The organism is Nitratireductor aestuarii (assembly GCF_014641695.1).
GTDB lineage: Bacteria > Pseudomonadota > Alphaproteobacteria > Rhizobiales > Rhizobiaceae > Chelativorans > Chelativorans aestuarii.
In genome coordinates this window covers 79950-102842 of record NZ_BMIF01000008.1, presented here as the reverse complement: position 1 = coordinate 102842, position 22893 = coordinate 79950, and the positions used below count along the sequence as shown (strand labels likewise).

Here is a 22893-nt window from a genome sequence, read left to right as displayed (position 1 = left end):
ATGCGTTATCATCATCGCACGAACGTAGAGGTCACTGCGATGCCAGGCACTTCGGAAGACAATGGTGGAGAACTGACGGCGGTTTCGGTCCAGCTCAATGCTGAGATGCTCGCTGCGGTCGACAGGCTGGTGGATCATCACAGCATCGAGACCCGGCCGGAGGCCATACGGCTCATCCTCAAGCGGTGGCTGACGGAAAACCAGATGCTAAGGCTGAATGAGGAAGGCAAACGCCCCGAGGAACTCAACGCCAGCAACGACGGCTAGGTCGCTTCAGCGCCGATTTGCCAGCTTCTCGCCCCTCATGGTGAGCTTGTCGAACCACGGGGTGAGAAGCTGCGGATACTGAACCCCTCGTCCTTCGACAGGCTCAGGATGAGGCCGTTATTGCCCCCCATTTGCAGGTAAACGACATCGGGGCCGCGAGGGCCCCGACGAAGAACTTCATGAAGCGCGGGCTCAGGCAGCGGCCACAGCGCGCTCCTCAAGGCCGGCGGCAACCACCGACACGCGGAAGCGGCCTTCCAGGCGATTGTCGAAGATCGCGCCGACGATGATGTCGGCATCGTCGCCGATCTCTTCGCGGATGCGGGTTGCGGCTTCATCCACCTCGAACAACGTCATGTCATGGCCGCCGGAGATGGAGATGAGAACGCCGCGCGCGCCGGCAATGCTGTTGTCGTCGAGCAGCGGGTTCGAGATCGCGATCTCGGCCGCAACGCGTGCGCGTCCCTCGCCTGCGGCATCGCCCGTGCCCATCATCGCGCGGCCCATGCCCTTCATCACCGTCCGCACGTCCGCGAAGTCGAGGTTGATCAGACCCTCCTTCACGATGAGGTCTGTGATGCAGCCAACGCCGGCGTAGAGCACGCGGTCGGCCATCTGGAAGGCTTCCGCGAAGGTGGTGTTGGCGTCCGCCACCCGGAACAGGTTCTGGTTCGGGATCACGATCACGGTGTCGGCCGCTTCGCGCAGCTCGGCGATGCCCTGCTCAGCCATACGGCTGCGGCGCGTACCTTCGAACAGGAAGGGCTTCGTTACCACCGCAATGGTGAGGATGCCTGCCTCGCGCGCCGCGCGTGCGATTACTGGCGCCGCACCCGTGCCGGTGCCGCCACCCATGCCGGCGGTGATGAAGCACATGTGCGTACCGGAAAGGTGGTCCATGATCTCATGGATGGATTCTTCGGCGGCCGCACGGCCAACCTCCGGCAGCGATCCGGCGCCAAGTCCTTCGGTCAGATGCGTACCCATCTGGATCAGACGATCAGCCTTCGACATCGTCAGGGCCTGCGCGTCCGTGTTGGCGACAAGGAACTCCGTCCCGTCCAGACCCTGCGCAATCATGTTATTGACGGCATTGCCGCCGCCACCACCAACACCTAGAACTGTAAGACGCGGCCTCAACGCTTGAGACTCGCCAACGGGCTCACCGACCATCACAACCTCTCTGCCACATAACGCGGCGAATCAATTCCGCCCCATAACCGAATGAATCAGAGAGGATGCCTGCCCGCAACGCCGCGTTTGGCATATCCTTCATACGGTTTCAAAGGAGCTTGCTTATACTGAACAACGTCAGTTAGTTTCGTTGTTCATCGTGTTGCCAAGGCCGCGCGCCAAGGTCAAGCTTAACTCTTCATCAAGGATTGTTTCCATGAGTGAGATCGCTGTCAAAACTCCCCTGCAATACCTCGATCTGGCCATGGGCAAGCTGCGCGACCTCGGCCTTGTCCAGGACAAGACGGAACCGTCGCCAATCGTTGGGCTGCTGGAGAAGATCGCCGACATCGAGCCGGAAAAGATCGCGATCATCACCCGCACGCTCCAGCAGATGAGCATCTTCAACGAGGTGGTGCGCGAGCAGGTCGCCGAGATGGAGATCGGCACGCGCTACGAGAAGATCACCAAGGCTTTCGACTCGATCCGCGACGACGCCAAGACGATGGTCGACCAGATCGAGGACGGCAAGCTCGACATTTTCGAGCGGGCGACCAACGCGTGGATGAAGATTTCCCGTGGCGACATTGCCACTCGCTTTGACGAGATCAAGGACACCTATCTTGAAGTCTCGCGCGACACCAAGGCGAACATCGAGCGCGAGCAGATCATTCTGGAAGCCTATCGCGATTTCCGCGGCGCCCTGAAGCATGGCGAGGTCGCGGCCCTCGAGATCCTGAAGGCCGCTGAAAACCAGCTCAACGCCGCCAAGGAAGGTCTTGCCAAGGCCTCCGAGGCCGTGTCCTCCTTCGCCGAGGGCGGAGAAGTGGCCGAACGCGCCAGGCTGGAACTGATCCGCGACGAGCACCTGCGCCGCGTGCAGAACGAGGAAGGCCGCTACCAGGTCGCCAAGGATCTCGCTGACAACATGACCATCAGCTACAACACCTCGGAAGTAGTGATGGCCCGCCTGATGCAGACGACCAACGCCAAGGAGCGCGTCTACCAGCAGGCAGTGTCCTTCTTCTCCACTAACGAGTCCGTGCTGACTGCGCTCAAGGCGTCCTTCACCGGCCTCTTCGGCCTGCATGAAGCAACGCAGACGCTGAACCAGATGAAGGAAGGCGTGTCGAAGTCGCTGGAGACGCTGGCCGAGATCGGCGGCAAGGTTCAGGAAGAGGCGCTGAAGGCGGGCTACGGCCCGACCATCCGCGCTGATGCGGTCAAGAAGCTGGTCGACAGCGTCGTCAACTTCCAGACCCGCTCGGTCGAGATCATCTCCGAGATGCGCGAGCTTTCGACCCGCAACAGCGCCGAGATCCGCGACGCCGTCGAGGATGGCAAGAAGCGCATCGCGCGCCTTGCAGCCGAAGGCAACGCACTGGTGCTGGAAGGCTGATCGCGCGCCCAGAGACCTGAGCCATGAGCACTGTTGCTGCACCCACCGCCGCGGCCGGACAGACGCCGGCAGCGCCGCTTGATGAGCTGATGCTCGCGATGGACGTGGTGGACACGCTCCGCCACGAGGAAGGCGTTGCCCTGCGCGAGCTGGAGCAGGATGGGCGCGATGACAACCTGAAGCAGCGCCTGCGCAGCATCTATGAGAGCCAGGGGCTCGAGGTCTCCGATCGCATTCTCGATGAAGGCATCCGCGCCCTGCGCGAGAGCCGTTTCACCTACACGCCGACGCCACCGAGCTTCAAGCGCACGCTGGCTGGCCTCTGGATACGCCGGGGGACGATCGCCAAGGCTCTGGCGCTCGTGGTTCTGCTCGTCGTCGGCTGGGCAAGCTGGAGCGTCTGGCAGGATCAGCGCGCCGAGCAGGCTCAGATCACCGCCGCGCGCGAGCTGACGGAAACCCTGCCGCGTCAGATCCAGGCAGCGGCGGAAGCAGCGCTCAGCGAAGCGCAGTCGGACGACGCGCGTGAGCGGGTCGAGCAGCTTCGGACCGATGCCACCGCTGCCCTCTCCCGCTCCGATGCGGAAGCCGCGCGGGTCAGTGTCGCAGCCCTCAACCGCCTGACGGAAGCGCTGCGCGAAACCTACGTTCTGCGCGTCGTCAGCCGCGAGGGTGAGCAGAGCGGCGTCTACCGCATCCCGGATGTGAACACCGGCGCACGCAACTACTATCTGATCGTTGAGGCGGTTAAGCCCGATGGCTCCGCTATCTCGATGCCGATTACCAATGAAGAGAACAACCGCACCGAGGTTGTCTCCAAGTGGGGTGTGCGCGTGCCAAAGGCGACCTACGACGCCGTCGCTCGCGACAAGATGGACGACGGCATCATCCAGAACAATGTCCTCGCTGAGAAGCGTCGCGGCAGTCTTGAACCGTCCTATCGCGTAAGCGTGTCGGGCGGCGCGATAACCAAGTGGTAGGGTGAACATGATCAGCGCTTCCACCACCCTCAGCACCATCGATCAGGCGGCATTCAAGGTGCGGCAGGACGAGCAGCAGTTGCAGCACGTCATCGAGGCCACAACCCAGGAAATGACGCGCCTGCGTGCCGAGCAGGCCGATCTCTACCGCGCATTGGCGAAGATCCGCATGGACGCCCTTCGTGACGACCAGATCCTCCGCACCCTCGACAGCGCCGAGCGCAAAGCCCTCTCCGCCATCGACGAGCAGAAGCGTAGGCTGCAGGAAGTGGATGACCGCAAGAACGCGCTGACAGGGTCGATTGAGGCCAGCCGCAGCCGCCGGGCGGGTCTGTCGGATGCCGTGACAGCCACAGCCGACGCCATCACAGGTCTCACCGAGCGGACGCAGGCCCGCGTATCGGATGAGGTCGAATGGCAGGCGCTGAATGCCAAGGTCGACAGCCTTGAAGCCCAGGCCGAGGCGGCCGAGGAGAAAGCAACACACTCCGAAGCCGACCGCGACGAGAAGTCTAAACCATATCTGGCCGACAATCTGTTTGTCTATCTCTGGAACCGCGGCTACGGCACGTCGGCCTATCGCGCCGGCCCCATCGCGCGGATGGGCGATGCCTTCGTGGCGCGCGTCGTTCAGTACGAGCAGGCGCGCCAGAATTATTTCGCGCTGACTGAGATCCCGAAGCGCCTGCGCGCCCACGCCGAGCGCCTCAAGGAAGATCTGGCGGTAGCAGAGGCCGCGCTTGTCGCGTTTGAGCGCAAGGCCCTTGAAGCCGACGGGATCGTTCAGCTCGAGAAGGAGCACGAGCGCGCGGTGGAGGCCCTCGAGGCGCAGGACGCCGAGATCGCGGACCTTGAACAGCAGCTTGCGGCAATCGATCAGGAGCGTCAGGCGCTGCTCGATGATACCAGCAATGCAGGCCTGGGCGGCGCACTTGCCGAGCTCTCGGCAGCACTGCAACGCGACGACCTCCGCGTCCTGCTCCGGGAAGCCCTGGAAACCCCAACGCCCGACGACGAGCGTATCGTTCAGCAATTGCAGGCGAACGCCGCACGGCTCGAACAGCTGGAAGGCGAAGTGGATGAAACCCGCCGTACGATGATCACCATCGCCAAGCGCCGTGCCGAGCTCGAGCGGTCGCGCGAGGACTTCCGCCGTTCGGGCTATGAACGCGGCGGCGGCACCTTCATCAACGAAAAGCTGATCGGCGACGTCATCGGCGGCATCATCGGCGGCGTTCTATCCTCCAAGGAACTGCGCGACGCGCTGCGCAGCGGCTATCGCCAGGGTGGCGGCAGCTCGACCGTTCCAACGCGCCGCAGCAGCGGCAGTGTTTTCGGCGGCTCGCGCGGAGGATTCGGCGGTGGCTTCGGAGGCGGAGGTTCCCGCGGTGGCGGAGGCGGCGGAGGCGGTGGTTTCCGCACCGGCGGTGGGTTCTAGAGCAATTCCAGGAAAAGTAGAAACCGGTTTTCCGTCCGGAATTGCGGCCATTTACTCGACTACGCCCCCTGCTCAGCCTTCTTTCTTTCGAAGTAAGCAGCAAGTTTTGCCGTAACACCGATGACGAACGGTGCCGTGGGCAGGATCACGAAGATCCGCAGCACGTGGAAAGCCGTCACGATCGCCAGACCCTGCTGGAGGATCTTGGCCGTCAGCGCCATCTCCGTCGCGCTGCCCGGCGCAGTCGCGAGGATCATCACCTGCCAGCTGTGGCCCGTCCAATAGACGAAGGCGATGCCGAGAAGCGCGCAGAGGAACGCCATCAGGAATGCGGCGGCGATAGAGACCGGAATAAATCGACCCAATTGGCGCAGAACGGCCCGATCGAACGCCCCGCCAATGAACACCCCAAGGAACACCTGGGCGGTGACCAGCACCGGATAAGGATATCCTGTGACGGGTGCTTCGAGCACCGATGCTATGACGGTCGCGCCGAGAGGCCCGAGGAAGAATGGGTTCGACAAGCGTATCAGCTTGGCGACGACTACTCCGCAGACAGCAAGGGCGAACAGAAGCAGGCTGCCGCTGGGCGTCCACACGGTGTTGCGCAGGACTGCCGTGGGATCCGTGACGCTTCCGTCCAATGCCACGATGACAGGCGGTATCAGCGACACCAGCGACATGATCCGGAAGGTCTGGGTGAACAGGACGGGCGCAGGGTTGACCCCGTGTTTCAGGGAAATGCTGACGCTTTCCACCGGGCCGGTCGGCAACGCGGCGAGCGTCGCCGTCACGACATCAACCTTTGCGGCTACCTTGATGAACGCGCCGACGATGAACGCGAAGATGATCGTCATGATGGCAGCGACGATCATGGGTACGATGAGCGACCCCATGGCCGAAAGTGCGTCGGACGTGAATGCCAGTCCCACGGAGGCCGCGATCAGGATCTGACCCAGCTGCCGGGAGACGACGGGTACCTGCAGGTCTTGGCCGGACAGACGAAAGGCAACCGCAAACAGCATCGGGCCGATCATCCAGGCGAGCGGCAGCCGGAGCCAATTGGCTACGTAGCCGCACATGAAGGCGCCGGCATAGATCAACACCATCCGGCCGAGGTGCCGAATTGAAACTGTCCTCCCGAAAAAACTCATTGGATTCCTGCCCATGCTTCAGCGGATCAGCACCTGCATGAAGCAGTACCCCCACCCTACATTCCGGGTTTAGACCAGTAATCAGACTGGATCAATGCAGGCTAACCCGGATGGAGGATGGATGGACCGGAGAAATCTGGATCATTTCAGCCGATGGAACGCCGAAATGATCCAGATTAGTTTCCCTGTCTTTAGTCCTCTTCCGCCTGGAAGCGTGAAAGTCCCTTGAACACGAACGGAGCAACAAGCGCGATGAAGGCGATCGCCAGCATCGTTGCCGAGCTCCAGTGGTTCAGGAACACCATCGGATCTCCAAGGCTGATCTGGAGCGCGCGGCGAAGCTGCAGGTCCGCCATGGGCCCGAGGATGAGGCCGACCACTGCGGGGGCCACGGGATAATCGTAGCGGCGCATCAGGAAGCCCGCGATACCGAAGAGCACCAGGATGATCAGCTCCACCACGGACGGGTTGGCGGCGATCGTGCCCATCGCAGCGAACACCAGGATGCCCGCGTAGAGCCATGGCGTCGGGATCTTGAGCAGGCGCACCCAGAGGCCGATCATCGGCAGGTTGAGGACGAGCAGCATCGCGTTTGCGATGAAGAGCGAAGCGATCAGCGTCCACACCAGCTGCGCGTGCTGGACGAACAGCAGCGGACCCGGCTGGATGTTGTACTGCTGGAAGCCCGCGAGCATCACCGCAGCCGTCGCCGATGTCGGCAGGCCGAGCGTCAGCAGCGGCACCATTGTGCCGGCGGCCGAGGCGTTATTGGCAGCCTCCGGACCGGCAACGCCTTCGATCGCGCCATTGCCGAACGCGTTCTTGTCCCTGCAGAGCTTCCGCTCGAGGTTGTAGCTGAGGAAGGTCGGGACCTCGGCGCCGCCGGCCGGCAGACCGCCGATCGGGAAGCCGATGGCAGCTCCGCGCAGCCATGGTTTCCAGGAGCGCTTCCAGTCCTCAAGGCTCATCCAGATGGAACCCTTGATGGCCATCGGCTTCTCAGCGTTGGTCTTGTGCATGGAGACCACCATCAGCGCCTCGCCGATAGCGAAGAGACCCACGGCAAGCGTGGTCACTTCGATGCCGTCCAGAAGCTCCGGAACGCCGAATGTCAGTCGCGCCTGCCCCGTCAGTCCGTCAATGCCCATGAGGCCAAGCCACAGGCCGAGCGCCAGACTGGTAAGACCCTTCAGTGGCGAATTGCCGAAGGTTGCGGACACGGTGACGAAGGCGATCATCATCAGCGCGAAATAGTCCCATGGACCGAATTTCACAGCGACCTTGACGATCACGGGGGCGAGGAAGGCGATGCCGATCGTGGCAACCAGACCCGCGACGAAGGAGCCGATCGCGGCGGTTGCGAGCGCCGGCCCGCCCCTGCCCTGTCGAGCCATCTTGTTGCCTTCGAGCGCGGTGACGACTGATGCCGCTTCACCGGGCGTGTTGAGCAGGATGGCGGTGGTGGAGCCGCCGTACATGCCGCCGTAATAGATGCCGGCAAACATGATGAGCGAGCCGCCCGGATCAAGCTTGAACGTGACGGGCAGCAGAAGCGCCACCGTCAGAGCCGGTCCGATGCCCGGCAGAATGCCGACCGCCGTACCGAGAAACACGCCGATGAGCGCGAACAGCAGGTTCATCGGCGTCAGCGCCTGGGCGAAACCGCCCGCCAGAAGCATTAAGGTATCCATCAGGCAGCGACCCTAGATAAGGCGTTCAAGCGGACCCATCGGCAACGTCAGGGTCAGGAGCTTGTTGAACAGGAGGAAGATGAGAACTGCGATGACAAAGCCGATGATGACATCGACGATGAAGGCTTTGCGGCCGAATGCGCGCGCCGTGAAGGCGAACAGAAGCGTGGAACCGGCGATGAACCCGGCACCGAAGTAGACGCAGGCGATGAGCGATGCCAGCGCCAACCCCATCATGCCGACGGCCTTCCAGTCGGCCTCGACCACGGCTGCGCCTTCGCTAGGACGCGCGGCGCTGATGAAATGCCCGATGCCGAGGATAGCGAGGATGCCGGCGACGAGATAGGAGGCGGTGTTGGGGTTCAGACCATAGGCCGAACGGAAACTCATGCTGTATGCGTCATAGGCAGTCACCGCTGCAAACGCCAAGAGGATGATGCCGGTGACAAGCTTTGGGCGATCCAGCGCCCATCGCTGATGACCTCCCGGTGCAACTTCAGCCATAGTCAGCTTCCTTGCTACGAAATTGAGGTGTGGAACGGGCCTAAAGCGGCGTGTTCAAAATAGAAGTTGGGCGGAGCCCCAGAAGGCTCCACCCTTTGAATTGCAGCTTACTTGCCCGCAAGACCGACGCTGGTGAGGATGCCCTCGATACGCTGGGTCTCCTCGGTCAGGAAGGAGGCGAACTCGTCAGCCGGCAGATAGTAGTCAGCCCAGCCACGTGCCTTCAGCAGTTCCTGCCACTTGTCGGACTTGACCATCTCATCGAAGGCGGCTGTGAGCTTCGCCATGTCCTCATCGGACACCTGCGGAGCCGCAAAGATGCCGCGCCAGTTGACGAGCTCGACGTCCACGCCCTGTGCCTTCAGCGGCTGGGCGTCGATGCCTTCGATCGGCTCCGGATAGGAGATCGCCAGCGCGCGCAGGTCGCCGGATTCGATCTGGCCCTGCCACTCGCCGTAACCGGAGATACCGGCAACGACCTGACCGCCGAGCATTGCAGCGAGAGCTTCGCCACCTCCCGAGAAGGCAACGTAGTTCACCTTGCTCGGATCTTCGCCCGCAGCTTCCGTCAGCAGTGCAGCCAGCATGTGGTCAGCACCACCGGCCGAACCACCTGCCCAGACCGTACCAGCCACGTCGGACTTGATCTTGCCCAGGAGGTCATCGATCGTCTTGATGTCCGAGCTTGCCGGAACGACGACGGCGAGCGGGTCACCCGTGAGGCGGGCGAGCGGCTTCACGGCGTCAAGCTTCACCGGAGCATTGTTGGAGATGATGGCGCCCACCATGGTGATGCCGCCAACCAGGAGCTGGTTCGCATCGGAACCGGCGCCCGTCGCAAACTGTGCGAGACCCACGGTGCCGCCAGCGCCAGGAACGTTGAGAACCTGGATGGAACGTGCAATCCCCGTTTCCGTCATCACCTGCTGAATGGCGCGCGCAGCACTGTCCCAGCCGCCGCCAGCGCCCGCAGGAGCGATGATCGAAAGTTCACCAAGCTTTGCATCCTGTGCAACAGCGTTGGACATGCTCAGGCAGAGTGCAGCAACACCGCAGCCAATGAGCTTTGCAAACATATTCATGGAGCCTCCCAAGAACTAAATCCATGTTGTGCACCTTGTGGTGCGTTCCTCCGGCTATGTGAGTATAGCCGATATTCCGTTAGACTTCTTCAAGCTGCGGCATTCGCCGCCCGATTAAGAATGAATGGAATAATCCCTCCGTTTTCAAGAAGTTGAGTTTCAAGCAAAGTTTCGACTTGTGCAACCGTGTCGAAACTAAAAGGTGCGCGATCCCGGTAACGCAAGTGAACGGTCACCGTGCGCCTGGGTTTCAATGTATCCTGACCGAAATCAATTTCCACGAGATCGCCGGGGCGAAGCTCGAGCTGGCTTGGCTCCAGATCCGCCGGCATCTTCAGCGGCAGGATGCCCATGCCGATCAGGTTGGTGCGATGGATGCGCTCGAAGCTCTTGGCGATCACCGCGCTGACATTGATGAGCGCCGTGCCCTTGGCCGCCCAGTCGCGCGACGATCCCGCGCCGTAACGCTCACCCGCCAGGATGACCCCTGCTTCGCCACGCTCGCGCAGCCGCTGGCCGAGCCTGTAGAGCGGCAGGTGCTCGCCCGTTGCCGGGTCAACGCAGTCGCCTGCGGCTACATCCGGCGCGATATGGTTCACCACGCTGCGGTTGGTGAAGAGGCCGCGCACCATCACCTCTAAATTGCCGCGGCGCGACGAATAGACGTTGAGATCGTTCGGGTCTTCCCCGCGTTCGATCAAATACCGACCTGCCTCGCTCTTGGCGGGAATTGCACCGGCTGGCGAAATCTGGTCGGTCGTGATGTCGTCGCCCAGCACCAGCACGGGATGAGCAGCAAAGCTCTGCCAGCTCCGCTGCGCGCCAAAGGTGGCGAAGGAAGGCTTGCGCAAATAGGTCGAGCTCTCCTCGAAGGGATAGAGCGGTCCCTCGGGCGTTGCCACACTCTGCCAGAGCTTGCTGTCGGTAGCCTCCGCGAAGGCCTCCGGATAATCCGCCGCCACCGCGCCACGCTGATAGGCTTCTTCGATCTCCTGCGCTGTTGGCCAGATGTCGCGCAGGTAGACGTCGCGGCCATCTGCCGTGGTCCCCAGCCGATCGTTCTGAATATCGACATTCACCGTGCCCGCAATGGCATAGGCGATGACAAGCGGCGGCGACGCAAGGAATCCGGCTGACAGCAGCGGATGCACCCGGCCCGGGAAGTTGCGGTTACCGGAAAGCACGGCCACCGGCAGCACGCCATGATCCTGGATCGCTTGCGTGACCGGCTCAAGCAGCGGACCGGAGTTGCCGATGCACGTCATGCAGCCGAAGCCCACGATGCCAAAGCCCAGCGCTTCCAGATCGTCGATCAGACCGGCGCGGCCGAGATACCGTGCGGCAGCAGGCGAGCCCGGCGAGAAGGACGTCTTGACCCAGGACTTCGGCTTGAGCCCCAGCTGATTTGCCTTCTTCGCCAGCAGCCCGGCGGCAATATTCAAGCGGATGTCGGACGTATTCGTGCAGCTCGTGATCGCAGCAATTGCCACATCGCCGTCGCTGATCGCAGGCTCGCCCTCAGCCCTAGTCAGCTCGCCCCTCTTCTTCAGAAGCGGCTCCAGCGACCGCCCCGCGTCTGCCGGGCGGATCAGGTCTTGTGGACGCTGCGGACCGGCGATGGAGACTGCAACGGTGCTGAGATCGAGCGGAAGCACCTCGGTGTAGACCGGCTCAAGATCAGGCTCGAACCAGAGACCGTTGCTGCGCGCATATTCCTCTACGCGGGCAACATGGTCCGTGCTTCTTCCGGTAGCCTTGAGATAGGCAACCGCCTGCTCATCGATGGGGAAATAGGCCGTCTGCGAGCCCATCTCGGGCGCCATGTTGGCGACGACCGCGCGTTGTCCGACCGTCAGGGTGGAAACGCCGGGACCGAAGAACTCCACGAACGGATTGTCGATACCGCGCGCCCTGAGCTCATGCGTCACGCGCAGCGCGAGATCCGTCGCCATCACGCCTTCCGGCAGCGCACCGGTGAGCCGGATGCCGATGACATCGGGAATGCGCATCATCACCGGCAGGCCGAACATCACGCCTTCAGCCTCAAGCCCGCCAACGCCCCAGGCCAGAACGCCCAACCCGTTGATCATCGGCGTATGGCTGTCGGTTCCGATCAGCGTATCGGGGAACAGCCAGCCGTCCCGCTCGGTGACGACCGTCGCCAGCTGCTCGAGGTTGAACGTGTGCATAATGCCCGTGCCGGGCGGATGGATCGTCACGTTGGTGAGATTTGCCTGCGCCCACTTCATGAAGCGGAAGCGCTCTTCGTTGCGCTCCTGCTCACGTCGCATGTTCACCAGCATGGAATCGCGCGCGCCGAAGCTGTCGACGCCGATGGAGTGGTCCACGGAAACGTTGATCGGCACCTGCGGATTGAGAAGTGTCGGATCGTACCCGGCTTCCGCAAGGCTGTGGCGCATCCCCGCGATATCGGCCAATGCCGGGCCGCAGGTCGTGTCATGCATCAGCAGGCGCGACGGGCGGAATGCGATCTCTTCCGTGCTGGTGCGGCCCTCAAGCCAGGCAAGAATGCTGTCGCGGTAGGAACTGTCAGGCTCGTTGCGGCAGACGTTTTCCAGGAGAATGCGCAGTACGTAAGGCAACCGCTTCAGGTCTGGCCCCGCTGCCGCTGCAAGATTGACTGTTTCCATGCTAAGAACGCCCACCTGTGAGAAACAGCCCACTCATTGCACAATTCTTTATAAAAATGCAATCCCGCCAGCGATGACCGAGCGCCAGGTACGTTGGCACGTCGTCGCCAAAGAGACAATAGCCCAAATATAATCGTTTTAATCAAGAACGATCCGCATGCAAACTGAGCATTGTGCAGCGCAGCAAATAGCATTTACCAGAATGGATGAGCTATTTTTCCGCAACAGCTAGTGTCTGCTCGTCATTAAGCACGACAGGCGTCTTCGCGCGAAGTGCTCCGGCCAAATGCTGGCGCATCCGGTATGACGCGGCGACGATATCACCGGTTTCGAGAATGCCTATCAGCTCCAGATGTTCCCGGCACTGCGTATAGAGACGACGGCGATCGATCCGCGAGCGATACTCCATCAATCGCCGCATCTGGTTTACGCGCACCAGTGACTGATGGAAGAATGGATTGCCCGAGAACTGGATCAGCTCCTCGTGAAACTGCGTCCCGAGCTGCATCAGGCGCTCGCCGGGAAGCCGTTCGATATCGTGTTCCAGCATGCGTGTCTGCAGCCGCTTCAGCTCTTCCAGGACTGCCCGATTGATCTGATAGGTCGGCTCCAGCATGGCCGCCGGCTCAATCACCATCCGGAAGCGATAAGCCTGCTCGAATGCCTCCGGCGTCTTGGCCACCGGCAGGAACTGCCAACCATAGCCTGCCTTCGGCTGCGCCCACCCTTCTCTTGCTGCACGGGTCAGGATGTCCGAAAGCTGCGACTTGGTGAGCTGATAGCGGTCACGCAGCATCTGCTCCGTCACGTCAGATGGAATGCGGTCTGTCAGCCAGTCCTCAGCCATCTTCTGGTAAGCGCTCGCAGGCTCGAACGGCAGTGAGAGCCGTGCTGCGTCGGATGCAGTTCCTTCTGAAGCAGACGCCTTGGCAAAATAGCCCCGGTTCGCCCGCTGTTCTGCAAAGCCCAGCCCGGAGAGAACTTCAAGCGCTTCGCGAATCGGCGAGCGCGACACACCGAATCGCACGGCAAGCTTTGGCGCACTCAGATGTTCGCCATCACCGATTTCGCCATTGGCAATGGCGTCGGAGATGGTCTTGGCAATCTGTAGCGCGAGCGGAGCTGGCATGGCGTCTTCCTGAGGGCCAGGAGAAAAGTCGCTCTACGTCTAGACCAAATCAGGCGGGAGCGGAAGAAGTGGCCTAGCCTGAGGCCTCCTGCGGTCCGCATGAATCGGCGATTTTATAGAACATTTCAAATAGCAAAATCGGAAGACAAAGCAGCAGGGAATGCTAAAGTCGCCGCCCATCGAAGCATCACCAAACTTGCAGCCTGTGGGAGTGACATGAGCAGCAAATCGCAATTCGATTGGGCGGACCCGTTCCGCCTTAACTCTCAATTGTCGGAAGAAGAGCGTATGCTGCGCGACGCAGCGGCCAGTTTCGCAGCCGACCGGCTCGCGACGCGGGTCGAAAAGGCCTATCTGGAAGAGACCACCGATCCGGAAATTTTCCGCGAAATGGGCGAGGCCGGCCTTCTCGGCGTGACCATTCCTGAACAATACGGCGGCATCGGTGCCGGCTATGTCTCCTACGGGCTGGTGGCCCGCGAGATCGAGCGCATCGACTCCGGCTATCGTTCGATGATGAGCGTACAGTCCTCGCTCGTCATGCACCCGATCTTTGCCTTCGGCAGCGAGGAACAGCGCCAGCGCTATCTGCCGAAGCTCGCTTCCGGCGAATGGATCGGCTGTTTCGGCCTGACAGAGCCGGACGCAGGTTCCGATCCCGGCGGCATGCGCACCCGCGCAACCAGGACGGGTTCAGGCTACGTGCTGAACGGCAGCAAGATGTGGATTTCCAACGCGCCCATCGCCGACGTGTTCGTCGTCTGGGCGAAGTCGGAAGCCCATTGCGGCAAGATACGCGGCTTCGTGCTGGAAAAGGGCATGAAGGGCCTTTCGGCTCCGAAGATCGAAGGCAAGCTGTCGCTGCGCGCTTCCATCACCGGCGAAGTGGTTCTGGAGAATGTGGAAGTTGGCGAAGATGCGCTCCTTCCAGGTGTCGAAGGCCTGCGCGGACCGTTCGAATGCCTCAACCGTGCCCGCTATGGCATCGCCTGGGGCTCGATGGGTGCTGCCGAGGACTGCTGGTTCCAGGCGCGTCAGTATGGCCTCGACCGCAAGCAGTTCAACCGTCCGCTGGCCGCCACCCAGCTCTATCAGCGCAAGCTGGCCGATATGCAGACGGAAATCGCGCTCGGCCTGCAGGCTGCTCTTCAGGTAGGTCGCCTGATGGAGTCCGGCGACTGGGCGCCGGAGATGATCTCGATCATCAAGCGCAACAACTGTGGCAAGGCGCTCGACATCGCTCGCATGGCGCGCGACATGCATGGTGGCAACGGCATCCAGATCGGATATCGCATCATGCGCCACGCCCAGAACCTGGAGACCGTGAATACCTATGAAGGTACGCACGACGTTCATGCGCTGATCCTCGGCCGCGCCCAGACCGGCCATCAGGCATTCTTCTGATCAACTATTCTCGCTGAAGCGCTTCCTCACACGGAAGCGCTTCACTTCCCCGCCAGAATACGGTCAGCGGCAAGCCATGCCAGCGCCATCACCGGGCCATTGGTATTGCTGGAGACGGGCGACGGGATGACCGATGCATCCACGACCCGCAACCCCTCAACGCCGTGCACACGCAGGTTCTCGTCCACCACGGCCATGCCGTCCGTGCCCGTGCGACACGTCCCCACTGCATGGAGCCCTGAGACGAAATTCCGGCGGAAGGCGGCAAGTAGCTCCTCGTCGCCCGTCACCACGCGGCCCGGCCAGATCTCCTTCTCAAGAAAACGGGCGAGGCTCGGCTGCGCTCCAAACTGGCGCATCGCGCGCATCATGGCGACAGCTGTTTGCTGGTCACCCTCTGTGTCCAGCCAGCGCGGCTGGATGAACGGCATCTCGGCAATGTCGCCGCTGCGGATCGCGATCGTGCCGCGGCTTTCCGGTCGCAGCGCATAGCCGATGATCGTCAGCCCCGGCTCCTTTTCTAGCCGCAACCGCCCCTGCAGCAGGCCGCGCTGGAACGTATAGGGCGACAGCGAAATCTGCACATCAGGATAGTCCACCTTCGGCGCTGAGCGCACAAAGGCGCCCATCTCCGATGCGCCATAGCTCATGAGCCCGGTTCCGGTGAGGCAGTAGCGCAGCGTTTCCGCCACGAGCCTCAAGCCCCGCAGCCGGGCATTGTGGCTTGGAATTTCGCGTAGGCGTTGCGGCAGCGCAATCACCAGATGTTCCGCCAGGTTCTCGCCGACACCCGGCAGATCCGCGAGCATCTCAACACCGGCATTTCGCAGAACGCCTGCAGGCCCGATACCCGAAACCTGGAGGAGTTGCGGCGACTGGATCGCCCCGCAGGCAACGATCACCTCTCCCGCGCGGACCGTTCCCCGCTGATGGGCGACACCCACAGCCCTGCGGCCCTCGAACAGAACCTTTGTAGCACGCGTATCGGACCAGATAGTGAGGTTCGGTCGCTTCCGCACCGGATCGAGGAAGACGCGCGCCGCGCTTGCCCGCCTGCCACGCCGGTCGACGGAATGCGCGTACTGGCCGACCGCCTCTTCCCCAGCACCGTAGATCACATCTCGTTTGGCATAACCGAGCCCGGTCCCCGCCTCATAAATCGCACTTCGCAAAGGCTCAGGCAGTGGGCGCAGGCTGGTCTCCAGATGCCCGCCATCGCCATCCCTCGTCCGCTCGATCGCAGCGAAGGCCTGCTCGAACACCTCCGAGCCCCAGCCAGTCACGCCAAAGCTTGACCAGCCGTCATAATCCTGCGGCGCTCCACGGCAGTAGACCATGCCATTGATCGAGCTGGAACCGCCAAGCCCCCGGCCCCTCGCCCAGCTCTCATTCTGCCTTCCGTGCTCCGCCTCAACGGGAAATGCCCATGCCCGCTTCGGATGTCCCGTAAGCATCACCCATCCCCGCGGCATGACGGAATATGGATGCGGCCAACCCGGCCCTGCCTCCATCAGAAGCACGCGGACGGATGGATCTGCGCTGAGCCGGTTCGCCAGCACGCAGCCGGCAGATCCTGCCCCAACGATCACGTAGTCGAAGCGCGGCGCTTCATCCTGCATTGGCCTCTCTCCCGGGAGTGTGTGGAACTCCTCCCGGCAGCTTAGGCCTGTGTGCTGAAGACTGTATCCTGCAAACGAACTACATGACTACCGTTCGCGCAGTGCTTCCCCGGCCTTGTTAAACGGCTTGACCAAATACTCGAATACCGTCTTCGAGCCGGTATGGATATCCACCGTCGCGACCATGCCGGGGACGATCGAAAAGCGCTCGCCGGCCTTGTTTTCCAGCGCATCCGTCGCGGTTTCGATGAACACGCGGTAGTAATAGACCTGCGGATTGGTCTCGTCCTGCATCGTGTCGGGCGAAATGCTGCGCACTTCCCCATCGAGATCGCCGAAAACCGCATAGTCATAGGCGGTGATCTTGACGCTCGCCTTCTGGCCGGGGTGGATATAGGCGATGTCGCGCGGGGAGACTCGCGCCTCGACGATCAGCTGGTCATCGATCGGGATGATCCCCATCAGCTTGCCATTGGGCGGCACGACACCGCCGATCGTGTTGACTTCGATGTTCTGCACGACGCCGCGCACGGGCGAGCGCAGCGTCAGACGCGACAGCGTATCGGACCGCCCGCGCACCACCGAAGATAGGGAGCTCACCTCGGCGCTGGCCTTTGCCAGTTCTTCACGCGCGCGAACGACATAGTTCGACTGCGTCTCGGCCTGCTTCAGCTGCAACTCCACCAACTGACGCTTGAGCCGGATCACCTCCACATTGCTCGCCGCCCCGCTGGTCGTCAGCTTTTGGTTGATCGCAAGCTCGCTTCCGACCAGCTCGATCGATTGGTCGAGCAGCCACGTCTCCTCTTCAAGGGCCTTTCGTCGGGCCTCAAACAGCTCTGTCTCCGCCGCCACCAGATCCGGATAGTCGTCCAGATAGCTCGGGAACTGAGGCCGGCCGCCATTCACCTCGGCGGTAAGCCGCGCAACGCTCGCAAGGGCTGCTCGATACCTCGCCGCACTTTCCTCGACGCTTGATTCCGACATGGTCTGGTCGAGCTGCGCCAGAACCTGCCCTGGCTCCACCACCTCATTCTCGCGCACATAGAGTTGCGCCAGCACACCGCCTTCAAGCGACTGAATCACCTGTTCCTGCCGACTGGGCACCACCTTGCCCGACCCCGTCGACACCTCGTCCAGTTCCGCGAACCAGGACCATGCAACCGCCGTGGCGAAAAGTGCGGTCACCAGTGCGATGAACTGGTGCGTCCGCCGATCCTTTTCCGCGTCATTGTTCTCGAAGGTCCAGGCTGGGCTGCTGCCGCTGGTTGCTGCCATTTCTTTTCTCTCCCGCCTGAACTTATTTGGCCTTGTGGATCCGGACGGCATTGCCCCCCGAAAGCGTGGCAAGCGCCGTATCCTTGTCGTCATCGAGCACGATCCTGCCGCCTTCGACCATGATGATGCGGTTCACCACATCGAGTGCCCGCATGCGGTGGGTGGCAATGATGACCGTCTTGCCGACGCTCCAGGATCCGAACCGCTCGATGAAGTGCCGCTCCGTCGCGTCATCCATCGCAGCGGTGGGCTCATCCAGAAGCACGACGGAAGGGTCGCGCAGGATGAGGCGTGCCAGCAGGATCGCCTGCTTCTGCCCGCCGGAAAGGCCGAGCCCGCCTTCCTGGATGTGATAATCGAGCCCCTTGGGCAGCTTGCGGATGAAAGCATCGGCGCCGACCATGTCCAGCGCCTCCTGAACGCGGGATGAGCTGGCCGAAGGCGCGCCGAGCGTGACATTGTCCCGCAAGGTTCCGTGAAAGAGCCGCGAGTTCTGCGTAAGCAGCCCCACATCGCGGCGCACATCTGCCGGATCGATCTGATGAAGCGCCAAATCATCCAGCAGGATTTCGCCCTCGTGCGGACGCAGCAGACCGGACATCGCCTGCAACAGTGTCGATTTCCCGGCGCCGTTCTTGCCAAGCAGGGCAACACGTTCGCCAGCCTCGATATTGAGCGTACGCACCTGCAGGCAGAGCGGCAGCCCTTCACCATAGCGGTAGGCGGCATCGCGCAGCATGTACTTGCCGGATATACGCGGCATCTCGATACGCTGCTCATCCTCCGGCTGGTCGACCGGCATCTTCATGATGTTGTCGAGGCCATTCTTGGCAATCCGCGCCTGCTGAAAGCGACCAAGCAGCTGCGTCACCTGGCTCATGGGCGCCAGCATGCGCGAACCAAGGATGGAAGCCCCTACGAGCGAACCCGTCGTGATATCGCCGCTGATGACAAGCGGCGCACCCGCAAAGACGGTGAGCGCGTAGACGCCCGACTGCACATTCTGCGTCCAGACGTTCAGGCCGTTGGTAAGCGCGCGAAGGCGCAGCTGCGCCGCACCCGTCACCGCGGTATAGTGGTTCCACTGCTGCTGGAAACGGTGCTCCGCCTGAAGCATCTTGATATCTTCCAGCCCCTGCACCGTCTCCACGAGCATGGCATTGCGCAGCGACGATTCCCGCATTGCCTCATTTGCATGTGCCCGAAGCCGGCGCTGTAGCAGCAACCCCGGGAGGATGAGCAGCACGAGCGCTGTCAGCGGAATGACCACCAGCTTGCCTGCGATCATGAAATAGATGGCGAGGAAGAGCAGGAAGAACGGCAGGTCGGCAAACGCCGCCACTGCGCTCGATGTCAGCATCTCGCGCACCTGCTCAAGGTCGCGTAGCTGCGCGATAAAGGAGCCAGTCGACGTTGGCCGTGCGTCGTTGCGCACGCGCAGCGCGTGGCCGAACACTTCGTCCGACATCTGCAGGTCGGCGCGCTTTCCAACGATATCGATGATGGCCATCCGGCTCCGCCGCATCGCGAAGTCGAAGACGATGCAGAGAATGACGCCGCTGAAAAGAACGGCGAGCGTATTGAACGATTCCGCCGGGATTACCCGGTCATAGACCTGCATGGAGAAGATGATACCGGAGAGGCCCAAGGCATTCGCGATCAGCGACGCGAAGAGAATGGAAATGTAAGACCGCCAGTCCCGCGCGATGATCCGGCGCAGCCAGTCTTCGCGGAACGGCTTGATGTAGGCGTCGACACGCGCGTCCGCCACCGAGCGGGCGGGGCGGGCGAGAACCACATACTTCGTCTGCTGCAGCAGGTCGGCGAGCGGGACAGGCTGCTCCAGGCCCTGGCCTTCGGCGAAAAGCACGCTCGCCGTTCCGTCTTTTGCTATCGCGGTGACAACGGCGACGTTACCGTCGGCAAGCGCCAGCACTACCGGCAGCTGCCAGTGGCTGAGTTCCGACGCATCCGGCTGGGTCAGCCGCACCCTGAGCCCGAGATTGCGCGCGATGTGGCGAACACGCGCCTCTTCGGTCTTCGCCATGTCGGCCTCGGCCGCCAGCCGTGCGCCTTCCAGCGAATGCGCAATCCGGTAGTGGAGCACCACGTGCCGCAGGCACTCGATCCATCGACTGGCATTGAAGGTTTCCGGCTGTTCTTCGGGAGCCTGAGGCTCCACCATGGCGGCAATTGACTGGCTCATTATTCGCTTAATCCTGGACGCTGGGATGTGCCGATGCCAAAGCGCTCACGACTTTTCCCTGAGTAGTAGAGGCAAGTGACATAGAGGCTCCGAAGGTCGTGCTCGGCGTTGACTGCGAGCAGTTCCGCCTCATGCAGCTCCTTCTCCGCGTCGAGCACGTTCAGAAGCGTGCGCGTTCCAAGATCCAGATATTGCATCCGGTTGAGGTCTCGGGCTTTGGCGGAAATCTTGGTCCTGGCATTCAGGCTCCGCTGCAATTGCTTGAGCGAACTCACCTGCTGGCGAGCCTGCCTGAGCTGCATCGCTGCGGTTGAACGTGCCCCGTCCCGCGCTGCATCCGCACTTTCCAGCGCAAAGGACGCCGCCCGTACACGAGCAGCGGTGGCGCCCCCCTGATAGAGCGGTGTCGAAACGTTGAGCCCGACAGAATAGTCGACCCGATCGTCTTTCCCGCCGCCCCTGTCCTTAAGATCGTAGGAACTCCTCGCCTCGAGCGCCAGTGTTGGAAGCGTTTCCGACCTGCTGCTCTTGAGAAGCGCTGCGGCCCGCTGGTGCTGCGCTTCCGCAACCTGCATTTCGGAAACGGAATCCCAGTCGGGATCGGCGACGTTGCATGCCTCAGGAAGCCAGGACGGGACGTCGTCGGAGGGAACCGCTTCTCCTCCCGTCAGGATTGCAAGACCCGACATCTCGCGCTGGTAGGCGGCCTCGTACTGGAGCTGCGCGGCGCGCGCCGATTCCAGTCGCGATGCCGCCTGCACCTGATCGGAATCCGTGCTGGCGCCTTCTAGCGTGCGTTTATCCACAAGCCGCGCGATCGCCCCAATACTCTCCACCTCACGCTGGGAAACCTCTCGCAGGCGTCGGTTGCGCTGGACCTCGATCACGGCCATCGCCGTATCACGCGCCAACTGGTCAGCCGAAGCAAGGAGGCGAGCGCGGCTGAGCGTCTCTCCCGCCTTTCCGGCTTCCACTGACCCGGCAACCTTGCCGAAGTCGTAAAGCATCTGCTTGGCAGTAATCTCGACCTTGGGTGACAGTGACCCGTCACTGGCCTTTGAATAAGTGGAACGCACCCCGCCGCTGACGCCCGGCAGGTATCCGGCTTTTGCCTCGATGATATTTTCCTGGGCCTCCTTGACGCGACCCGCCGCCTCACTGATCGTCGGGTGCCAGTTTATCGTACTGTGGACCAGCGCCTCCATGGTGGCGTGGGAACCGGATATCCCGACTACGGATGTCAGCTGTTTAGGGCGCACTCCTGCCTGCACTGGCCGAGTAAAGTTGGCCATAGGCGTCTTGGGATTGTCAGCGCCCCTTACGCTTACGGCAGAGCACCCGGAAATTAGCGCCAGAACAGCAATACCAGCGACCGATTGCAGTGAATAAAGGATCATTACTATGTTAATTCTATTATATATTGTTGTAGTTATATGACTTTTAGTGTAACTATGCGCCCCACCCATCAACTCTGATTTGTTTGGAGGGCAAAGTCCATTACAGCCTATGACAGTTATTGCGTTTATTTCCGAAACATAAGCAATACCGGACAGTAGTCCGAACGGAGAACGTGGAAGCTGGTAGATAGCTGATTAATCGTTCCCTGTGGCAAACTGATCATCCAACTTAAACTTCGCTGTTCTGAAATGGCTCTGACTAGGGACTCTGATGGATGCGCAGCAGGCAGAAGAAGCCTACGATATACGATCTGTCCATGCTTTCAGGACATTCGCCGTCCACCGTCAGCGCGGTGATGAATGGGACGTGGCAGAAGCGGCGGATCAGCGAGAGAACCGCTGCGGCTATCCAGGATCTCGCAGAACAACACGCCTACAAGGCGAACCGACAGGCTCAGGGGCTGAAGAGTTCCCGCTCGGGTCTTATCGGCCTTCTGCTCCCGCTCTACGATAGCCGCTTTTTTTCCGCCATGGCCCAGGCCTTCGAAGCGCAGGTAAGGCTACGGGGCCTTTGTCCTGTGGTGGTGAGCGGCAACCGCGATCCCGAAGAGGAGCATGCCACCATCTCCACCCTCATTTCATATTCCATTGAATCGCTTTTCATCTGCGGCGCGACCGACCCTGACGGCTTGCACGAACTTTGCCAGGCCGCCGGTCTTCCGCACGTGAACATTGATCTTCCGGGCACCAGGGCCTCATCGGTCACCTCCGACAATTTTGCTGGCGGTCAGCTGCTCACGGAAGCGATCATCCGCCATTTCCAGAATTCGGGGGTCAAGCCTCCCTCAGGGCGTGAGCTGATGCTGCTCGGTGGGCGTGACGACGATGCAACACGCGAACGCATCCGTGGCTTCCACGCAGCCAAACGGAAGCACCTGGGCGACGACCCGGAAGACTGCGTGCGGATGACAAGTTATTCTGCTGATAACACCCGGCAGGCCCTGGAAGAACTCTACGCCAAACGCGGTCGTTTACCTCGGGCGCTCTTCATCAATTCATCTATCAATCTTGAAGGTCTGCTCCGGTTTATGGCTGAACACCCGCAAGTCAATTACGCCGACCTGGTGGTGGGCTGCTACGACTACGATCCCTTCGCGTCCTTTCTGCCGTTCCCGGTCATCATGATCCGCCAGAACGTCGATGCCATGCTGAAGAAAGCCTTTGATATTCTGGACAACCCGCCGGAAAGGCCGATCCTTTATCGTGTGACGCCCGAACTTATCACGCCGCGGACCGCACTGCCCGGCCCCCTGGACGTGCTGAAGCAGTTCGCCTGACCCGATAGATCCCTGACGATAGGTATCGAACAGCGATAATCGCCGCCGAACGGTCCACCCCTAGACCATCGCCGTAGTAGCAATTCATCTTCGTTGACATTATACTGCCCCATACGCATTATGTTTGCGCAATCGATTGCGCAAATGTTGCGCAAACTATTGCAATAGCTTGAGAATTGGCTGC

Annotated in this window: 17 protein-coding genes; 6 read left to right on the top strand and 11 right to left on the bottom strand. The window is 61.6% G+C overall.

Features of this window, described 5'->3' with window-relative positions; all coding sequences use genetic code 11:
* Nucleotides 1–39: 39 nt before the first annotated feature.
* Nucleotides 40–267: a ribbon-helix-helix domain-containing protein gene (locus IEX27_RS13685; protein WP_188721633.1), complete on the top strand. Its 228-nt coding sequence runs from the start codon at nucleotides 40–42 to the stop codon at nucleotides 265–267.
* Between the two features lie 192 nt (nucleotides 268–459).
* On the opposite strand, the gene ftsZ is transcribed toward IEX27_RS13685, so the two are convergent.
* Complete coding sequence (gene ftsZ, locus IEX27_RS13680; RefSeq protein ID WP_188721632.1) at nucleotides 460–1440, bottom strand: cell division protein FtsZ; 981 nt, start codon at nucleotides 1438–1440, stop codon at nucleotides 460–462.
* A 217-nt stretch (nucleotides 1441–1657) separates the two neighbouring features.
* On the opposite strand from ftsZ, the gene IEX27_RS13675 reads away from it, so the two are divergent.
* The 3 genes from IEX27_RS13675 to IEX27_RS13665 are packed head-to-tail and all read left to right on the top strand — an operon-like array spanning nucleotide 1658 to nucleotide 5257.
* Nucleotides 1658–2839 carry a cell surface protein gene (locus IEX27_RS13675; protein WP_188721631.1) on the top strand — a complete coding sequence of 394 codons (1182 nt, stop codon included), beginning with the start codon at nucleotides 1658–1660 and terminating at the stop codon, nucleotides 2837–2839.
* 23 nt (nucleotides 2840–2862) lie between these two features.
* Nucleotides 2863–3819, top strand: coding sequence for a DUF6384 family protein (locus IEX27_RS13670; RefSeq protein ID WP_188721630.1), 957 nt, complete (start codon nucleotides 2863–2865; stop codon nucleotides 3817–3819).
* Between the two features lie 7 nt (nucleotides 3820–3826).
* Nucleotides 3827–5257, top strand: coding sequence for a coiled-coil domain-containing protein (locus IEX27_RS13665; RefSeq protein ID WP_188721629.1), 1431 nt, complete (start codon nucleotides 3827–3829; stop codon nucleotides 5255–5257).
* A 59-nt stretch (nucleotides 5258–5316) separates the two neighbouring features.
* On the opposite strand, the gene IEX27_RS13660 is transcribed toward IEX27_RS13665, so the two are convergent.
* The 6 genes from IEX27_RS13660 to IEX27_RS13635 all read right to left on the bottom strand — a co-directional run bounded on the left by IEX27_RS13660 (nucleotide 5317) and on the right by IEX27_RS13635 (nucleotide 13468).
* Nucleotides 5317–6411, bottom strand: a complete 1095-nt coding sequence (locus tag IEX27_RS13660; protein ID WP_188721628.1) for an AbrB family transcriptional regulator — start codon at nucleotides 6409–6411, stop codon at nucleotides 5317–5319.
* Between the two features lie 191 nt (nucleotides 6412–6602).
* Entirely contained in the window at nucleotides 6603–8102 is a 1500-nt protein-coding gene (locus IEX27_RS13655; RefSeq protein ID WP_188721627.1) for a tripartite tricarboxylate transporter permease, read from the bottom strand.
* A 12-nt stretch (nucleotides 8103–8114) separates the two neighbouring features.
* Nucleotides 8115–8606 (bottom strand): tripartite tricarboxylate transporter TctB family protein, encoded by a 492-nt coding sequence (locus tag IEX27_RS13650; protein ID WP_188721626.1) that lies wholly within the window; start codon nucleotides 8604–8606, stop codon nucleotides 8115–8117.
* Nucleotides 8607–8713: 107 nt separating this feature from the next.
* Nucleotides 8714–9688: a Bug family tripartite tricarboxylate transporter substrate binding protein gene (locus IEX27_RS13645; RefSeq protein WP_188721625.1), complete on the bottom strand. Its 975-nt coding sequence runs from the start codon at nucleotides 9686–9688 to the stop codon at nucleotides 8714–8716.
* An 89-nt stretch (nucleotides 9689–9777) separates the two neighbouring features.
* Complete coding sequence (acnA, locus tag IEX27_RS13640) at nucleotides 9778–12339, bottom strand: aconitate hydratase AcnA (RefSeq protein WP_188721624.1); 2562 nt, start codon at nucleotides 12337–12339, stop codon at nucleotides 9778–9780.
* A 211-nt stretch (nucleotides 12340–12550) separates the two neighbouring features.
* The gene (locus tag IEX27_RS13635) at nucleotides 12551–13468 is read right to left on the bottom strand and encodes a GntR family transcriptional regulator (RefSeq protein WP_188721623.1); all 918 of its coding nucleotides are present in this window, start codon (nucleotides 13466–13468) and stop codon (nucleotides 12551–12553) included.
* Between the two features lie 216 nt (nucleotides 13469–13684).
* Here IEX27_RS13635 and IEX27_RS13630 point away from each other — a divergent pair, with 216 nt between their 5' ends.
* Nucleotides 13685–14872: an acyl-CoA dehydrogenase gene (locus IEX27_RS13630; RefSeq protein ID WP_188721622.1), complete on the top strand. Its 1188-nt coding sequence runs from the start codon at nucleotides 13685–13687 to the stop codon at nucleotides 14870–14872.
* A 41-nt stretch (nucleotides 14873–14913) separates the two neighbouring features.
* Here the strand turns inward: IEX27_RS13630 and IEX27_RS13625 are convergent, their stop codons facing one another.
* The 4 genes from IEX27_RS13625 to IEX27_RS13610 form a co-directional block, all read right to left on the bottom strand.
* On the bottom strand, nucleotides 14914–16491 hold the full coding sequence (locus IEX27_RS13625) for a GMC family oxidoreductase (RefSeq protein WP_188721621.1): 1578 nt from the start codon (nucleotides 16489–16491) through the stop codon (nucleotides 14914–14916).
* An 87-nt stretch (nucleotides 16492–16578) separates the two neighbouring features.
* Nucleotides 16579–17769, bottom strand: coding sequence for an HlyD family type I secretion periplasmic adaptor subunit (locus tag IEX27_RS13620; RefSeq protein WP_188721620.1), 1191 nt, complete (start codon nucleotides 17767–17769; stop codon nucleotides 16579–16581).
* A gap of 22 nt (nucleotides 17770–17791) precedes the next feature.
* Nucleotides 17792–19975, bottom strand: a complete 2184-nt coding sequence (locus IEX27_RS13615; RefSeq protein WP_210315537.1) for a type I secretion system permease/ATPase — start codon at nucleotides 19973–19975, stop codon at nucleotides 17792–17794.
* Nucleotides 19975–21234 (bottom strand): TolC family protein, encoded by a 1260-nt coding sequence (locus IEX27_RS13610; RefSeq protein ID WP_188721619.1) that lies wholly within the window; start codon nucleotides 21232–21234, stop codon nucleotides 19975–19977. Before IEX27_RS13610 ends, IEX27_RS13615 begins: the two co-directional genes overlap by 1 nt.
* 413 nt (nucleotides 21235–21647) lie before the next feature.
* Here IEX27_RS13610 and IEX27_RS13605 point away from each other — a divergent pair, with 413 nt between their 5' ends.
* Nucleotides 21648–22709, top strand: a complete 1062-nt coding sequence (locus IEX27_RS13605; protein ID WP_188721618.1) for a LacI family DNA-binding transcriptional regulator — start codon at nucleotides 21648–21650, stop codon at nucleotides 22707–22709.
* The last annotated feature ends 184 nt before the right edge of the window (nucleotides 22710–22893 follow it).